General features: G+C 69.2%; 12 protein-coding genes. 1 reads left to right on the plus strand and 11 read right to left on the minus strand.

What is annotated here, in order from left to right:
* Positions 1-43: 43 nt before the first annotated feature.
* Positions 44-2,200 (minus strand): DNA helicase RecQ, encoded by a 2,157-nt coding sequence (recQ, locus tag AOK08_RS18105; protein ID WP_055526933.1) that lies wholly within the window; start codon positions 2,198-2,200, stop codon positions 44-46.
* Between the two features lie 329 nt (positions 2,201-2,529).
* Between recQ and AOK08_RS18110 the strand changes: the two genes are divergently transcribed.
* Positions 2,530-3,216, plus strand: a complete 687-nt coding sequence (locus tag AOK08_RS18110) for a hypothetical protein (RefSeq protein WP_055526901.1) — start codon at positions 2,530-2,532, stop codon at positions 3,214-3,216.
* 64 nt (positions 3,217-3,280) lie between these two features.
* On the opposite strand, the gene nuoN is transcribed toward AOK08_RS18110, so the two are convergent.
* Genes nuoN through nuoE form a run of 10 tightly spaced genes read right to left on the minus strand, consistent with a single transcriptional unit; the run spans position 3,281 to position 16,185 of the window.
* Positions 3,281-4,930: an NADH-quinone oxidoreductase subunit NuoN gene (gene nuoN, locus AOK08_RS18115; protein ID WP_055526902.1), complete on the minus strand. Its 1,650-nt coding sequence runs from the start codon at positions 4,928-4,930 to the stop codon at positions 3,281-3,283.
* Positions 4,927-6,498: an NADH-quinone oxidoreductase subunit M gene (locus tag AOK08_RS18120; RefSeq protein ID WP_055526903.1), complete on the minus strand. Its 1,572-nt coding sequence runs from the start codon at positions 6,496-6,498 to the stop codon at positions 4,927-4,929. Before AOK08_RS18120 ends, nuoN begins: the two co-directional genes overlap by 4 nt.
* A 5-nt stretch (positions 6,499-6,503) precedes the next feature.
* Complete coding sequence (gene nuoL, locus AOK08_RS18125; protein WP_055526904.1) at positions 6,504-8,399, minus strand: NADH-quinone oxidoreductase subunit L; 1,896 nt, start codon at positions 8,397-8,399, stop codon at positions 6,504-6,506.
* A gap of 14 nt (positions 8,400-8,413) precedes the next feature.
* A complete protein-coding gene (gene nuoK / locus AOK08_RS18130) occupies positions 8,414-8,713 on the minus strand; it encodes an NADH-quinone oxidoreductase subunit NuoK (protein ID WP_006382214.1) in 300 nt (99 codons plus the stop codon).
* The gene (locus AOK08_RS18135) at positions 8,710-9,567 is read right to left on the minus strand and encodes an NADH-quinone oxidoreductase subunit J (protein WP_055526905.1); all 858 of its coding nucleotides are present in this window, start codon (positions 9,565-9,567) and stop codon (positions 8,710-8,712) included. The genes nuoK and AOK08_RS18135 overlap by 4 nt, the downstream gene beginning before the upstream one ends.
* Positions 9,564-10,175, minus strand: a complete 612-nt coding sequence (gene nuoI / locus AOK08_RS18140) for an NADH-quinone oxidoreductase subunit NuoI (protein ID WP_055526906.1) — start codon at positions 10,173-10,175, stop codon at positions 9,564-9,566. The genes AOK08_RS18135 and nuoI overlap by 4 nt, the downstream gene beginning before the upstream one ends.
* Positions 10,168-11,532, minus strand: coding sequence for an NADH-quinone oxidoreductase subunit NuoH (nuoH, locus tag AOK08_RS18145; RefSeq protein ID WP_055526908.1), 1,365 nt, complete (start codon positions 11,530-11,532; stop codon positions 10,168-10,170). Before nuoH ends, nuoI begins: the two co-directional genes overlap by 8 nt.
* Positions 11,529-14,033, minus strand: a complete 2,505-nt coding sequence (locus AOK08_RS18150; protein ID WP_055526910.1) for an NADH-quinone oxidoreductase subunit G — start codon at positions 14,031-14,033, stop codon at positions 11,529-11,531. Before AOK08_RS18150 ends, nuoH begins: the two co-directional genes overlap by 4 nt.
* Entirely contained in the window at positions 14,030-15,412 is a 1,383-nt protein-coding gene (gene nuoF, locus AOK08_RS18155; protein ID WP_107100976.1) for an NADH-quinone oxidoreductase subunit NuoF, read from the minus strand. The genes AOK08_RS18150 and nuoF overlap by 4 nt, the downstream gene beginning before the upstream one ends.
* Positions 15,412-16,185, minus strand: a complete 774-nt coding sequence (gene nuoE / locus AOK08_RS18160; RefSeq protein WP_055526936.1) for an NADH-quinone oxidoreductase subunit NuoE — start codon at positions 16,183-16,185, stop codon at positions 15,412-15,414. Before nuoE ends, nuoF begins: the two co-directional genes overlap by 1 nt.
* Between the last annotated feature and the right edge of the window lie 9 nt (positions 16,186-16,194).

Genomic DNA, 16,194 nt, shown 5'->3' on the forward strand with positions numbered 1-16,194 from the left:
ATATGTGTATACGACACAGCCCCCGACCCTCCGCCCTCGCCCTCTACATCCAGTCCTCCGGCTCGGGCTCCATCTCCATCTCGGGCCAGTCGTCCGGTCCCAGCCCATCCGACGCCGCCCGGTCCGACGCCGCCCGATCCGGTCCCGGCCGGTCGCGCCCAGTCCTGACCTGCCCCGCCCGCTTCTGCCCAGGCAGGTCCGGCGTCGGCCCGGTATTCGAGCCCGCGCCGTCACTGCCCCCGGAGACAGGCGCTGTCCCGGCCCCTGACTCCGGCGCCCCGCCCAGCGCCGCGAGTGCCTTCAGCACGCCCTCCCCGTAGGTGGCGAGCTTCTTCTCGCCCACCCCGCTGATTCCGCCCAGCTCGGCGACGGACTCGGGCCAGACGCTGACGATCTCCCTGAGTGTGGCGTCATGGAAGATGACGTACGCCGGAACTCCCTGCTCACGGGCCTGTTCACCGCGCCAGGTCCGCAGTGCCTCGAAGGCCGGCTGCAGCTCCGTGGGCAACTCGGCCAGCGCTGCCGCCGCCTTCGCCTTCCGCTCGCCCCGGCCGCCGGCACCGGCCGACTTCGCGGTGGCGGCCTTCTTCGGTTCCTTCCGCATCGGCACTTCACGTTCGCGCCGCAGCACCGACCCGCTCTCCTCGGTCAGCACCAGCGTCCCGTAGTCCCCCTCGACCGCGAGGAGCCCCTGCGCCAGCATCTGCCGTACGACACCGCGCCATTCGCCCTCGGCCAGTTCCTCGCCGATGCCGAAGACGGAGAGCTGGTCGTGGTCGAACTGGATCACCTTCGCGGTCCGCCGGCCCAGCAGAATGTCCACGATCTGCACCGCGCCGAACTTCTGCCGCCGTTCCCGCTCCAGCCGCCACACCGTCGACAGCACCTTCTGCGCGGCGACCGTGCCGTCCCATGTCTCCGGGGGCACCAGGCAGGTGTCGCAGTTGCCGCAGCCACCCGGCTCCGGGTCCTGCCCGAAGTAGGCGAGCAGTTGGCTCCGCCGGCACTGCACCGTCTCGCACAGTGCCAGCATCGCGTCCAGGTGCGCGGCGGACCGTCTCCGGTGCGCCTCGTCGCCCTCACTGCCCTGGATCATTTTCCGTTGCTGTATGACGTCGTTCAGGCCGTACGCCATCCAGGCCGTGGACGGCAGTCCGTCGCGTCCCGCGCGGCCCGTCTCCTGGTAGTAGCCCTCGACGGACTTGGGCAGGTCGAAGTGGGCGACGAAGCGGACGTCGGGCTTGTCGATGCCCATCCCGAAGGCGATGGTCGCCACGACGACGAGACCGTCCTCCCGCAGGAAGCGCGACTGGTGCGCCGCGCGCGTGCCCGCGTCGAGACCCGCGTGGTAGGGGACCGCCTCCACGCCGTTGGCGGACAGGAACTCCGCTGTCCGTTCCACGGAGTTGCGCGACAGGCAGTAGACGATGCCCGCGTCGCCCGCGTGCTCCTCCTTCAGGAAGGACAGCAACTGCTTCTTGGGATCGGCCTTGGGCACGATCCGGTACTGGATGTTGGGCCGGTCGAAGCTCGCCACGAAATGGCGGGCGTCCGGCATGCCCAGCCGCTGGGTGATCTCCTTGTGCGTCGCGTGCGTGGCCGTCGCCGTGAGCGCGATCCGCGGGACGTCCGGCCAGCGCTCGCCCAGCAGCGACAGCGCCAGGTAGTCGGGCCGGAAGTCGTGCCCCCACTGCGAGACACAGTGCGCCTCGTCGATGGCGAACACGGCGATCTTCCCGCGCGAGAGCAGGTCCAGGGTCGACTCCAGACGCAGCCGCTCCGGAGCCAGGTACAGCAGGTCCAGCTCACCGGCGAGGAACTCGGCCTCCACCGTCCGCCGCTCGTCGAAATCCTGCGTGGAGTTCATGAACCCGGCCCGCACACCGAGCGCCCGCAGTGCGTCCACCTGGTCCTGCATCAGCGCGATGAGCGGCGAGACGACGATCCCCGTACCCGGTCTGACCAGGGACGGAATCTGGTAGCACAGCGACTTGCCGCCGCCGGTCGGCATGAGGACGACGGCGTCGCCGCCAGCCATCACATGATCGATGACTGCCGCCTGCTCGCCGCGGAAGGAGTCGTATCCGAAGACCCGGCGCAGCGTGGCCAGCGCCTCACTGTCCGCCGCTCCGGCCGATCCGGCCACCGCGCTCGCGCCCGGCCCCTCACCCGCTGCCGTCATCACTCCCGACCCGCCCATCACGCTCATCGCGCTCATCGTCGTGTCCCCCGTACGTCGCGCCTCGACCACTGCGTCCACCATAGGGGCCCGCACCGACAGCCCCGGAGTTATCCACAGGCAGCCCCGCCACTCCTGCGCCCTGTGGCACCGGTCCCCTGAGCCCGACCGGGGTGTTCAGCCCAATGGGCCCGTTCGCGTGGCGCCCCCCGAGGGCCCCGGGACATGCTGCTCGGGCGGGATCAGGGCCGACAGGCGCCGGGGGAGGCCCGCCCAACGGACCGGCGCCCCGCGTGCGCCTCCAGTACCGGCGCCCTCGCACGCGCCTCTCCCGCCCAAGGAGTACCCACATGCCCCGCCGCCAGCTCAAGGTCACCGCCGCCCTCGCGACGGCCGCCGTCGCGTCCCTCTCCCTGGCCATCACCCCCGCGCACTCCGCGTCGAGCGATCCCGTCGACCCCACGACGGTCTGGCCCGAGCTGGCCAAGACGCTCGAAGCGACCGCGAAGTACCAGTACGCCCCGTTCGCCGTCACCGCCGGCTACCAGCCCTCCTTCTGCGGAGTCCACCCCACGGAGGGCGGAATGGGCTTCCACTACATCAACAAGGACCTCTACGGTTCACTCGATCCAGCGAAGCCGGCCGCTCTCCTTTACGAGGACCGGACCAACGAGGACCGGACCAACGAGGACCGGACCAACGAGGACCGGATGGACGAGGCGTCCGACGCGAGCTGGGTCGACAGCCTCGACGACCTCCACGCGCCGGACGGGGACGCCCCCGCCGTCACCGCCCCGAGCGGCACCGCCGAGTCGCGCAGGCTCGTCGCCGCGGAGTGGATCGTGGTCGACAAGGACCAGGACGTGAAGACCGACGACGACCGTCCCAGCCTGTTCGGCATGCCCTTCGACGGCCCGATGCCCGGCCATGTGGCCGGCATGCCCGTCCACTACGACCTGCACGTCTGGCTCTGGAAGACGAACCCCAAAGGCATGTTCGCCCGCTGGAACCCCACGGTGACCTGCCCGAAGCCGTGAACACACACCGGGCCCCGGTTCCCAGGAGGGAACCGGGGCCCAGCGCGATTCGCCGAACGGCCGCTCAGCGCACGAAGACGCCCGCCTGGTTCGCCAGGTCGAGGAAGTACTGCGGCGCCACACCCAGCACGAGGGTGACCGCCACCCCCACCCCGATCGCGGTCATGGTCAGCGGCGACGGGACGGCGACGGTGGGCCCGTCGGGCCTGGGCTCGCTGAAGAACATCAGCACGATCACCCGGATGTAGAAGAACGCGGCGATCGCCGACGAGATCACACCGACCACGACCAACGCCCCGGCACCGCCTTCCGCCGCCGCCTTGAACACGGCGAACTTCCCGGCGAACCCGGAGGTCAGCGGAATGCCGGCGAAGGCCAGCAGGAACACCGCGAACACGGCGGCCACCAGCGGCGAGCGGCGTCCCAGCCCCGCCCACTTGGACAGGTGGGTCGCCTCGCCCCCGGCGTCCCGCACCAGGGTGACCACGGCGAACGCCCCGATCGTCACGAACGAGTACGCGCCCAGATAGAACAGGACGGACGAGACCCCGTCCGGTGTCATCGCGATGACACCGGCGAGGATGAATCCGGCGTGCGCGATGGACGAGTACGCCAGCAGCCGCTTGATGTCGGTCTGGGTGATCGCGACGACCGCGCCGCCCAGCATGGTGACGACCGCGACGCCCATCATGACCGGCCGCCAGTCCCAGCGCAGGCCCGGCAGCACGACGTACAGCAGCCGCAGCAGCGCGCCGAACGCCGCCACCTTCGTCGCCGCCGCCATGAAGCCCGTCACCGGGGTGGGCGCGCCCTGGTACACGTCCGGCGTCCACATGTGGAACGGCACGGCGCCCACCTTGAAGAGCAGGCCCATGACGATCATCGCGGCGCCGATGAGCAGCAGCACGTCGTTGCCCATGGTGTCGGCGAGCGCCGGGTCGACGTTCTTGACGGTGCCGTCGACGACCTGGGCGATCGTGCCGTACGACACCGAGCCCGCGTAGCCGTACAGCAGTGCGATGCCGAACAGGGTGAACGCGGAGGCGAAGGCGCCGAGCAGGAAGTACTTGACCGCGGCCTCCTGCGACAGGAGCCGCTTGCGGCGGGCCAGGGCGCACAGCAGGTACAGCGGGAGGGAGAAGACCTCCAGGGCCACGAACAGGGTCAGCAGGTCGTTGGCCGAGGGGAAGACCAGCATGCCGCTGATCGCGAACAGCAGTAGCGGGAACACCTCGGTGGTGGTGAACCCGGCCCTGACGGCTGCCTTCTCGCTGTCGCTGCCCGGTACGGACGCGGCCTGCGCGGCGAACGAGTCCACGCGGTTGCCGTGGGCCTCGGGGTCGAGGCGCCGTTCGGCGAAGGTGAACAGTCCGACGAGTCCCGCGAGCAGGATCGTGCCCTGCAGGAACAGCGCGGGGCCGTCGACGGCGATCGCGCCCATGGCGGCGATGCCGGCCTTGGTGGTGCCGTAGCCCCTGGTCGCGAGCCCCACGACCGCGGCGAACGCGGCGGCGAGGGCGACGACGGACACGAACATCTGTACGTAGTAGCGGGACTTGCGGGGCACGAAGGCCTCGACCAGGATCCCGACGATCGCCGCGCCGATGACGATGAGAGTGGGCGACAATTGCGCGTATTCGATCTTCGGCGCCTCGATCTTGGAGATCGGATCGGCCGCCGTTGTCCACAGGCTGTGGACGGCTGATGCGCTCACTTGGCCGCCTCCACCGCAGGCTTGGGGTCCTTCTCATGGACGTCGGACATGGTCTGCTTGACGGCCGGGTTGACGATGTCCGTCAGGGGCTTCGGGTAGACGCCCAGGAAGATCAGCAGCACGATCAGCGGCGTCACGACCACGAGCTCGCGCACCCTGAGGTCCGGCATCCTGGCGACCTCCGTCTTCACCGGGCCCGTCATCGTCCGCTGGTACAGGACGAGGGTGTAGAGCGCGGCGAGGACGATGCCGAAGGTGGCGATGATGCCGACCACCGGATAGCGCGCGAACGTGCCCACCAGCACCAGGAACTCGCTCACGAAGGGCGCGAGGCCCGGGAGCGACAAGGTCGCGAGCCCGCCGATCAGGAACGTGCCCGCGAGCACCGGGGCGACCTTCTGCACGCCTCCGTAGTCGGCGATGAGCCGCGAGCCGCGCCGCGAGATCAGGAAGCCGGCCACCAGCATCAGCGCGGCCGTCGAGATCCCGTGGTTGACCATGTACAGCGTCGCGCCCGACTGGCCCTGGCTGGTCATCGCGAAGATGCCCAGGATGATGAACCCGAAGTGCGAGATCGACGCGTACGCGACCAGCCGCTTGATGTCCCGCTGCCCGACCGCGAGCAGCGCCCCGTAGATGATGCTGATCAGCGCCAGTACGAGGATGACGGGCGTCGCCCACTTCGACGCCTCCGGGAAGAGCTGGAGGCAGAAGCGGAGCATCGCGAAGGTACCGACCTTGTCGACGACCGCCGTGATCAGCACGGCGACCGGCGTGGTGGCCTCCCCCATCGCGTTGGGCAGCCAGGTGTGCAGCGGCCACAGGGGCGCCTTCACCGCGAAGGCGAAGAAGAAGCCCAGGAACAGCCAGCGTTCGGTGTTCGTCGCCATGTGCAGCGAGCCGTTGGCCCGCGCGGCGGCGATCTCCGTGAGCGAGAAGTTCCCGGCCACCACATAGAGGCCGATCACGGCCGCCAGCATGATCAGGCCGCCGACGAGGTTGTAGAGGAGGAACTTCACCGCCGCGTACGAGCGCTGCGTGGACGCCGTCTCCTCGCCGTGCTCGTGGGCACGGTCCCCGAAGCCGCCGATGAGGAAGTACATCGGGATGAGCATGGCTTCGAAGAAGATGTAGAAGAGGAAGACGTCGGTGGCCTCGAAGGAGATGATCACCATCGCCTCGACGGCCAGGATCAGCGCGAAGAAGCCCTGGGTGGGCCGCCAGCGTGTGTTGCCGGTCTCCAGGGGGTCGGCGTCGTGCCAGCCGGCCAGGATCACGAACGGGATCAGCACTGCGGTCAGCGCGATGAGCGCCACGGCGATGCCGTCCACGCCCAGCTCGTACCGCACCCCGAAGGCCTTGATCCAGGCGTGGGATTCGGTGAGCTGGTAGCGGTCGCCGCCCGGGTCGAAGCGCACCAGGACGATCGCCGCGAGCGCCAGTGTGGCGAGCGAGACGACCAGCGCCAGCCACTTGGCGGCGGTGCGCCGGGCGGCCGGTACGGCCGCCGTGGCGATCGCCCCGAGGGCCGGGAGCGCCGCCGTCGCTGTCAGGAGGGGAAAGGACATCGGTATCAGACCGCCCTCATCAGCAGGGTCGCGGCGATGAGGATCGCCGCACCGCCGAACATCGAGACCGCGTACGAGCGCGCGTAGCCGTTCTGCAGCTTGCGGAGCCGTCCGGAGAGGCCGCCCATGGAGGCCGCCGTACCGTTGACGACCCCGTCGACCAGGGTGTGGTCGACGTACACCAGGGAGCGCGTGAGGTGCTCTCCGCCGCGTACGAGGACGACGTGGTTGAAGTCGTCCTGGAGGAGGTCGCGCCGGGCGGCCCGGGTGAGCAGCGACCCGCGCGGGGCGACGACCGGGACCGGACGGCGTCCGTACTGGGCGTATGCGGCGGCGACGCCGATGACGAGCACGACCATGGTGGACAGCGTGACCGTGAGGGCGCTGACCGGCGGGTTTCCGTGCGAGTGCCCGGTGACGGGCTCCAGCCAGTTCAGGAAGCGGTCGCCGATGCTGAAGAACCCGCCCGCGAAGACCGACCCGAAGGCGAGCACGATCATGGGGATCGTCATCACCTTGGGCGACTCGTGCGGGTGCGGCTCGTGGCCGTTCTCGTCGGGCTGCCAGCGCTTCTCGCCGAAGAACGTCATCAGCATCACGCGCGTCATGTAGAACGCGGTGATGGCCGCGCCGAGCAGGGCCACGCCGCCGAGAATCCAGCCCTCGGTGCCGCCCTTGGCGAACGCCGCCTCGATGATCTTGTCCTTGGAGAAGAAGCCGGACAGACCGGGGAAGCCGATGATGGCGAGGTAGCCGAGGCCGAAGGTCACGAAGGTGATGGGCATGTACGTGCGCAGGCCGCCGTACTTGCGCATGTCGACCTCGTCGTTCATGCCGTGCATGACCGAGCCGGCACCGAGGAACAGTCCGGCCTTGAAGAAGCCGTGGGTCACCAGGTGCATGATCGCGAAGACGTAGCCGATGGGGCCGAGGCCGGCCGCGAGGATCATGTAGCCGATCTGCGACATGGTCGAGCCGGCCAGGGCCTTCTTGATGTCGTCCTTCGCGCAACCGACGATCGCACCGAAGAGGAGCGTGACGGCGCCGACCACGGTGACGACCAGCTGGGCGTCGGGCGCGGCGTTGAAGATGTCAGCGGAGCGGACGATCAGGTACACGCCCGCGGTCACCATCGTCGCCGCGTGGATGAGGGCCGAGACCGGGGTCGGGCCCTCCATCGCGTCGCCGAGCCAGGACTGCAGCGGCACCTGGGCGGACTTGCCGCAGGCCGCGAGCAGCAGCATCAGGGCGATGGCGGTGAGTTTGCCCTCGCTCGCCCCACCGGCGGCTTCGAAGACCGGCCCGAAGGTGAAGGTCCCGAAGGTGGTGAACATCAGCATGATGGCGATCGACAGGCCCATGTCGCCGACGCGGTTGACCAGGAAGGCCTTCTTCGCGGCGGTCGCGGCACTGGGCTTGTGCTGCCAGAAACCGATCAGGAGGTACGAGGCGAGGCCGACGCCCTCCCAGCCGACGTACAGCAGGAGGTAGTTGTCGGCGAGAACGAGCAGCAGCATCGCCGCGAGGAACAGGTTCAGATAGCCGAAGAAGCGGCGGCGCCGCTCGTCGTGCTCCATGTACCCGATCGAGTACACGTGGATCAGTGAGCCGACGCCGGTGATCAGCAGGACGAACGTCATCGACAACTGGTCGAGCTGGAAGGCGACGTCGGCCTGGAAGCCCCCGACGGGGATCCAGCTGTACAGGAACTGCGTCAGGGTGCGGTGTTCGGCGTTCTTGCCCAGCATGTCGGCGAAGAGGACCACGCCGATCACGAAGGAGGAGGCCGCGAGAGCCGTGCCGATCCAGTGGCCGACGGCGTCCAGCCGCCTGCCGCCGCACAGCAGTACGGCCGCTCCGAGCAGAGGCGCCGCCACGAGCAGCGCAATCAGGTTGTCCACGATTCAGCGACCCCTTACAGCTTCATCAGGCTGGCGTCGTCGACCGAGGCCGAGTGGCGGGAACGGAACAGCGACACGATGATCGCGAGCCCGACGACGACTTCCGCGGCGGCGACGACCATCGTGAAGAAGGCGATGACCTGGCCGTCGAGATTGCCGTGCATCCGGGAGAAGGTGACGAACGCGAGGTTGCAGGCGTTGAGCATCAGCTCTACGCACATGAAGACGACGATCGCGTTGCGCCTGATCAGGACGCCGGTGGCGCCGATCGTGAACAACAAGGCGGCGAGATAGAGATAGTTGACCGGGTTCACTTCGACGCCTCCCCACTGTTCGAGCCCTTGCCCGAGCCGCTGTTGGAGCGCTCCAGGCGGTCCTCGGAGCGCTGTTCCAGGGCCTTGAGGTCGTTGATGGACTCGGCGGACACGTCACGGATCTGGCCGCGCTGCCGCAGTGTCTGCATGACCGACAGCTCGGCCGGGGTGCCGTCGGGCAGCAGGCCCGCGACGTCGACCGCGTTGTGCCGGGCGTACACACCCGGGGCGGGCAGCGGCGGCAGTTGCCTGCCGTCGCGTACGCGCTCCTCGGACAGCTCGCGCTGGGTCTTGGCGCGCTCGGTGCGCTCGCGGTGCGTGAGCACCATGGCGCCGACGGCGGCCGTGATCAGCAGGGCGCCGGTGATCTCGAAGGCGAACACGTACTTCGTGAAGATGAGGGCGGCCAGGCCCTGCACGTTGCCGTTCGCGTTGGCCTGGCCGAGGCCGGTGAACTCCTTCAGGGAGGCGTTGCCGATGCCGGCGACCAGGAGGACGCCGAAGCCGAGCCCGCACACCAGGGCCAGCCAGCGCTGGCCCTTGATGGTCTCCTTGAGGGAGTCCGCGGCGGTGACACCGACGAGCATGACCACGAAGAGGAACAGCATCATGATCGCGCCGGTGTAGACGATGATCTGGACGACGCCCAGGAAGTAGGCGCCGTTGGCCAGGTAGAACACCGCCAGGACGATCATGGTTCCGGCGAGGCAGAGCGCGCTGTGCACGGCCCTCCGCATGAAGACGGTGCACAGGGCTCCGGCCACGGCGACGGTCCCGAGCACCCAGAACTGGAACGCCTCACCCGTGGAGGTGCCGGCAGAAAGAGTGGCTGCGGCGGCGAGCTGCGCGCTCATGCTCCCACCCCCTCTTCTTCGGGCTTCTCGCCCTTGGAGACGGCCACTTGGCGCACCGTGCCGGGCGCGGCCTCGGTGACCAGCCCCCGGTAGTAGTCCTGTTCGTCGGTGCCGGGGAAGATCGAGTGGGGCGAGTCGACCATGCCCTCCTCGAGTCCGGCGAGCAGTTGTTCCTTGGTGTAGATCAGGTTGGCGCGGCTGCTGTCGGCCAGTTCGAACTCGTTCGTCATCGTCAACGCGCGCGTGGGGCACGCCTCGATGCACAGGCCGCACAGGATGCAGCGGGCGTAGTTGATCTGGTAGACCGCGCCGTACCGCTCGCCCGGCGAGTAGCGTTCCTCGTCGGTGTTGTCGGCGCCCTCCACATAGATGGCGTCCGCTGGGCAGGCCCACGCGCACAGTTCGCAGCCGACGCACTTCTCCAGGCCGTCCGGATGGCGGTTGAGCTGGTGCCGTCCGTGGAAGCGGGGAGCGGTGGTCTTCTGCTGCTCGGGGTACTGCTCGGTCAGCCGCTTCTTGAACATGGCCTTGAAGGTCACGCCGAAGCCGGCCACGGGGTTCTGGAAGCCGGGCTTCGACTGCCCGGTCTCCTTCGGCTCCTCAGCCATCGGACGCCTCCTTTCCATCCAGAGATCCGTCACTGCCAGTATCCGGCCCACCACTGACAATCAACTCGCGCTCCCGGCGCGGGCCCCTGCGCGGCACCGGCGGGGCCTCCTGTCCCGGCAGTGGCGGTACGGGGAATCCGCCCGCCATCGGGTCGAAGGCGACGGGCTCGGCGGCTGCCGTCTCCGTGGCCCTGGCCCGGTCGCGGAACGTGTCGGCCACGAAGGAGAGCAGAAGCAGGGTGAGGACGCCGCCGGCGACGTAGAGGGCGATGTCGGCGAAGTCGTAGTTCTCGTTGCGCAGGGTCCGTACGGTCGCCACCAGCATCAGCCAGGCCAGCGAGATCGGGATGAGGACCTTCCAGCCGAGCTTCATGAGCTGGTCGTAGCGGACGCGTGGGAGGGTTCCGCGCAGCCAGATGAAGAAGAACAGCAGAAGCTGCACCTTCACCACGAACCAGAGCATCGGCCACCAGCCGTGGTTGGCGCCCTCCCAGAAGGTGCTGATGGGCCAGGGAGCCCGCCAGCCGCCCAGGAAGAGCGTCACCGACACGGCCGAGACGGTCACCATGTTGACGTACTCGGCGAGCATGAACATCGCGAACTTGATCGACGAGTACTCGGTGTTGAAGCCGCCGACCAGGTCGCCCTCGGACTCGGGCATGTCGAAGGGGGCGCGGTTGGTCTCGCCGACCATCGTCACGACGTAGATCAGGAAGGAGACCGGCAGCAGGACGATGTACCAGCGGTCGTGCTGCTGTTCGACGATGGTCGAGGTCGACATCGACCCGGAGTAGAGGAACACCGAGGCGAAGGCTGCGCCCATGGCGATCTCGTACGAGATCATCTGCGCGCAGGACCGCAGACCGCCGAGCAGCGGGTAGGTGGATCCGGAGCTCCAGCCCGCCAGCACGATGCCGTAGATGCCGACCGAGGCGACCGCGAGGACGTAGAGCATCGCGATCGGCAGGTCGGTGAGCTGCATCGTCGTACGTTGGCCGAAGATCGAGACCTCGTTGCCGGCCGGTCCGAAGGGGATGACCGCGATCGCCATGAAGGCCGGGATGGCCGCGACGATCGGCGCGAGGATGTAGACGACCTTGTCCGCGCGCTTGACGATCAGGTCTTCCTTGAGCATCAGCTTGATGCCGTCGGCGAGCGACTGGAGCATGCCCCAGGGGCCGTGCCGGTTGGGGCCGATGCGCAACTGCATCCAGGCGACGACCTTGCGTTCCCACACGATGGAGAACAGCACGGTGATCATCAGGAAGGCGAAGCAGAAGACCGCCTTGACGACGACCAGCCACCAGGGGTCGGTGCCGAACATGGAAAGGTCTTCAGCGGCGAGGTACGGGCTCATGCCTCCACCTCCTTGGGTGCGTCGGAGGCGAGGGTCGCCGGGCCGATGCGGACGAGTGCGCCGGGCAGCGCCCCGGTGTCGGAGGCGATACCGCCTCCGGTGGAGTTCAGCGGCAGCCAGACCACGCGGTCGGGCATCTCGGTGACCTTGAGGGGCAGTTCGACCGTCCCGGTGCTGCCGGTGACGGCGAGCAGGTCACCGTCCTTGACACCGGCCTCGGCGGCCGTGGCGGCCGACACGCGCGCGTGTGCGGCGTGCCTCGTCCCGGCGAGCGCGTCGTCGCCCTCCTGCAGACGCCCCTGGTCGAGCAGCAGCCGGTGCCCGGCGAGGACCGCCTCTCCGGCGGCCGGACGCGGCAACTGGGCTCCGATCTCCAGGGGGTTGGTGGCTCGGGCCCCGTCCCAGGACCCGAGCCGGTCCAGTTCGGCCCGCGCGGTCCGCAGATCCGGCAGGCCCAGATGTACGTCCATGGCGTCGGCCAGCATCTGGAGCACGCGCGTGTCCGGCGGGGCCAGGCGCCGGGTCATCTGCTCGGGCTTGAGCGCGGCCTCGAAGAGACGGGCCCGGCCCTCCCAGTTGAGGAAGGTGCCCGCCTTCTCGGCGACCGCGGCGACCGGGAGGACGACGTCTGCGTGCTCGGTGACCTCGCTGGGCCGCAGTTCGAGCGACACCAGGAAGCCCACTTCTCGGAGGGCCGCACGCGCGCGTGCCGGGTCGGGCAGGTCGGCGACCTCCACACCGGCGACGACCAGTGCCCTGAGCTCGCCCGCGGCGGCGGCCTCGACGATCTGGCCGGTGTCCCGGCCGAAGCGGTGCGGCAGCTCGGCCACGCCCCAGGCGACGGCGACCTCGTCCCGCGCGCGCGGGTCGGTCGCCGGACGTCCGCCCGGCAGCAGCGACGGCAGCGCGCCGGCCTCGACGGCACCGCGCTCCCCCGCCCGGCGCGGGATCCACACCAGTTGGGCGCCGGTCGTGGACGCGGCCCGTACGGCGGCGGTGAGCCCGCCCGGCACGGCGGCCAGCCGCTCTCCCACGACGATCACCGCACCCTCGGTGCGCAGCGCCTCGGCGGCCCTGGCGCCGCTCTCCTCCAGCCCGAACCCGCTGCCGAGCGCGTCCAGCCACTCGGTCTCGGTACCGGGGGCGGCGGGCAGCAGCGTGCCGCCGGCCTTCTCCAGACCGCGCGTCGCGTGCGTGGCGAGCGAGAAGACCCGCTGTCCGTGTCCCCGCCAGGCCTTGCGCAGCCTCAGGAAGACGCCGGGCGCCTCCTCCTCGGACTCGAACCCGACCAGCAGGACCGCGGGCGCCTTCTCCAGGGAGGTGTACGTGACACCCGTACCGTCGAGGTCGCGGCCCCGTCCGGCGACCCGGGCGGCCAGGAAGTCTGCTTCCTCGGCGCTGTGCACGCGCGCGCGGAAGTCGATGTCGTTGGTGTCGAGGGCCACGCGCGCGAACTTGCTGTACGCGTAGGCGTCCTCGACGGTGAGCCGGCCGCCGGTGAGAACTCCCGTACGACCGCGGGCCGCGAGGAGTCCCTGTGCCGCCGCCTCCAGCGCCTCGGGCCAGGAGGCGGGCTCCAGGGCACCGTCGGCGTTGCGCACCAGGGGCGTCTGGAGCCGGTCGGGCTTCTGCGCGTACCGGAAGCCGAAGCGTCCCTTGTCGCAGATCCACTCCTCGTTGACCTCGGGGTCGTCGGCCGCGAGGCGCCGCATGACCTTGCCGCGCCGGTGGTCGGTGCGGGTGGCGCAGCCGCCGGAGCAGTGCTCGCACACCGAGGGCGAGGAGACGAGGTCGAAGGGGCGGGAGCGGAAGCGATACGCCGCCGAGGTCAGCGCGCCGACCGGGCAGATCTGGATCGTGTTCCCGGAGAAGTACGACTCGAAGGGGTCGCCCTCGCCGGTGCCGACCTGCTGGAGCGCGCCGCGCTCGATCAGCTCGATCATCGGGTCGCCCGCGATCTGGTTGGAGAAGCGGGTGCAGCGGGCGCACAGCACGCACCGTTCACGGTCGAGCAGCACCTGCGTGGAGATCGGGACCGGCTTCTCGTAGGTCCGCTTCTTTCCCTCGAAGCGGGACTCCGACTGGCCGTGCGACATGGCCTGGTTCTGCAGGGGGCACTCGCCGCCCTTGTCGCAGACCGGACAGTCGAGCGGGTGGTTGATGAGCAGCAGCTCCATCACACCGTGCTGGGCTTTTTCGGCCACGGGCGAGGTGAGATGAGTCTTGACGACCATCCCGTCCGTACAGGTGATCGTGCAGGATGCCATGGGCTTGCGCTGGCCCTCGACCTCGACGATGCACTGGCGGCAGGCGCCGGCCGGGTCGAGGAGGGGATGGTCGCAGAAGCGCGGGATCTCGATGCCGAGCTGTTCGGCGGCGCGGATCACCAGGGTGCCCTTGGGCACGCTGATGTCGACGCCGTCGATCTTCAGCGAGACGAGATCTTCCGGCGGGACCGCCGCGTCGCCCCCTCCGGAGGGAGCGCTCGTGGTCACCGTCATGCGTTCACCTCCGTGCGGTCGGCCCAGGCCGTGGACTTGGCCGGGTCGAAGGGGCAGCCCCGGCCCGTGATGTGGTCCTCGTACTCCTCGCGGAAGTACTTGAGGGAGGAGAAGATCGGCGAGGCGGCGCCGTCGCCGAGGGCGCAGAAGGACTTGCCGTTGATGTTGTCGGCGATGTCGTTCAGCTTGTCGAGGTCGGACATGGCGCCCTTGCCGGCCTCGATGTCGCGCAGCAACTGCACGAGCCAGTAAGTCCCTTCACGGCAGGGTGTGCACTTGCCGCAGGACTCGTGGGCGTAGAACTCGGTCCAGCGGGTGACGGCCCGGACGACACAGGTGGTCTCGTCGAAGCACTGGAGTGCTTTTGTGCCGAGCATGGAACCCGCGGCGCCCACTCCTTCGTAGTCAAGAGGGACGTCGAGATGCTCGTCGGTGAACATCGGGGTCGAGGAGCCGCCCGGTGTCCAGAACTTCAGCCGGTGGCCGGCGCGCATCCCGCCGCTCATGTCGAGGAGTTGGCGGAGCGTGATGCCGAGCGGGGCCTCGTACTGGCCCGGACTGGTGACATGGCCACTGAGCGAGTAGAGCGTGAAGCCCGGGGACTTCTCGGTTCCCATCGACCGGAACCATTCTTTGCCCTTTTGCAGAATCGCGGGAACCGACGCGATCGACTCGACGTTGTTCACAACAGTTGGGCAGGCATAGAGCCCTGCGACGGCAGGAAAGGGGGGACGGAGCCGCGGTTGACCACGGCGGCCTTCGAGCGAGTCGAGCAGTGCGGTCTCTTCACCACAGATGTACGCGCCCGCGCCCGCGTGCACGGTGAGTTCGAGGTCGAGTCCGCTGCCCAGCACGTTCTCGCCGAGGTAGCCCGCCGCATAGGCCTCACGTACGGCCTCGTGCAACCGCCGCAGCACTGGTACGACTTCACCGCGCAGATAGATGAAGGCATGCGAAGACCTGATGGCATAACACGCGATCACAATGCCCTCGATGAGGCTATGCGGGTTCGCGAAGAGGAGCGGGATGTCCTTGCAGGTTCCCGGCTCCGATTCGTCGGCGTTGACAACTAGATAGTGTGGTTTTCCATCACCCTGAGGAATGAACTGCCATTTCATTCCGGTAGGGAATCCCGCACCGCCACGGCCGCGCAGACCCGAGTCCTTGACGTACGCGATGAGGTCGTCGGGGGTCATCGCGAGGGCCTTGCGGAGTCCCTCGTACCCTTCGTGCCTCCGGTAGACGTCGAGGCTCCAGGACCTGTCCTCGTCCCAGAAGGCCGACAGCACGGGTACGAGCAGCTTCTCGGGGCTGGTCCCTACCCCCCGCTCGAATTCGCTCGCGCGGGCGGCGCCCCCACTCTCGGGTGCCAATGTCATCACTCCCCCTCCTCGGTGACGGGCCCCGCCGGGTGGGAGGGGTCGGAAGCCGCCGTGTCCTGCGGCGGTGCGTTCATGGCGGAGCCGCCCCTGGGGTGCACCACGCGCGCGGGGTTCTCGCCCTTGGCCAGCCGGAGCCCGGTCAGTGAGGCGGGGCCGGAGCTGCCGCTAGCCTCGACGGCCCCGTCCCGGGTGTCGGGGAAGCCCGCCAGGATGCGGGCGGTGTCCTTGAACGTGCACAGGGGAGCACCCCTCGTGGGCTCCACCTGCACACCCGCGCGCAGGTCGTCGACGAGGCGCTTGGCGCTGGCCGGGGTCTGGTTGTCGAAGAACTCCCAGTTGACCATCACCACGGGTGCGAAGTCGCAGGCCGCGTTGCACTCGATGTGCTCCAGGGTGACCTTGCCGTCCTCGGTGGTCCCGCCGTTGGCGACACCGAGGTGCTCCTGGAGGGTCTCGAAGATGGCGTCGCCGCCCAGCACCGCGCACAGGGTGTTGGTGCAGACGCCCACCTGGTAGTCGCCGGAGGGGCCCCGGCGGTACATGGAGTAGAAGGTGGCGACCGCGGTGACCTCGGCCGTGGTCAGGCCCAGTACGTCCGCGCAGAACCGCATCCCGGTGCGCGTGACATGGCCCTCCTCCGACTGCACGAGATGCAGCAACGGCAGCAGGGCGGACCGGGAGTCCGGGTAGCGGGCGACGACCTCGCGGGCGTCCGCTTCGAGCCGGGCTCGAACGTCGTCCGGGTATGCGGGCGCGGGCAGTTGGGGCATGCCCAGGCT

This window comes from Streptomyces graminilatus (assembly GCF_001418565.1).
Lineage (GTDB): Bacteria > Actinomycetota > Actinomycetes > Streptomycetales > Streptomycetaceae > Streptomyces > Streptomyces graminilatus.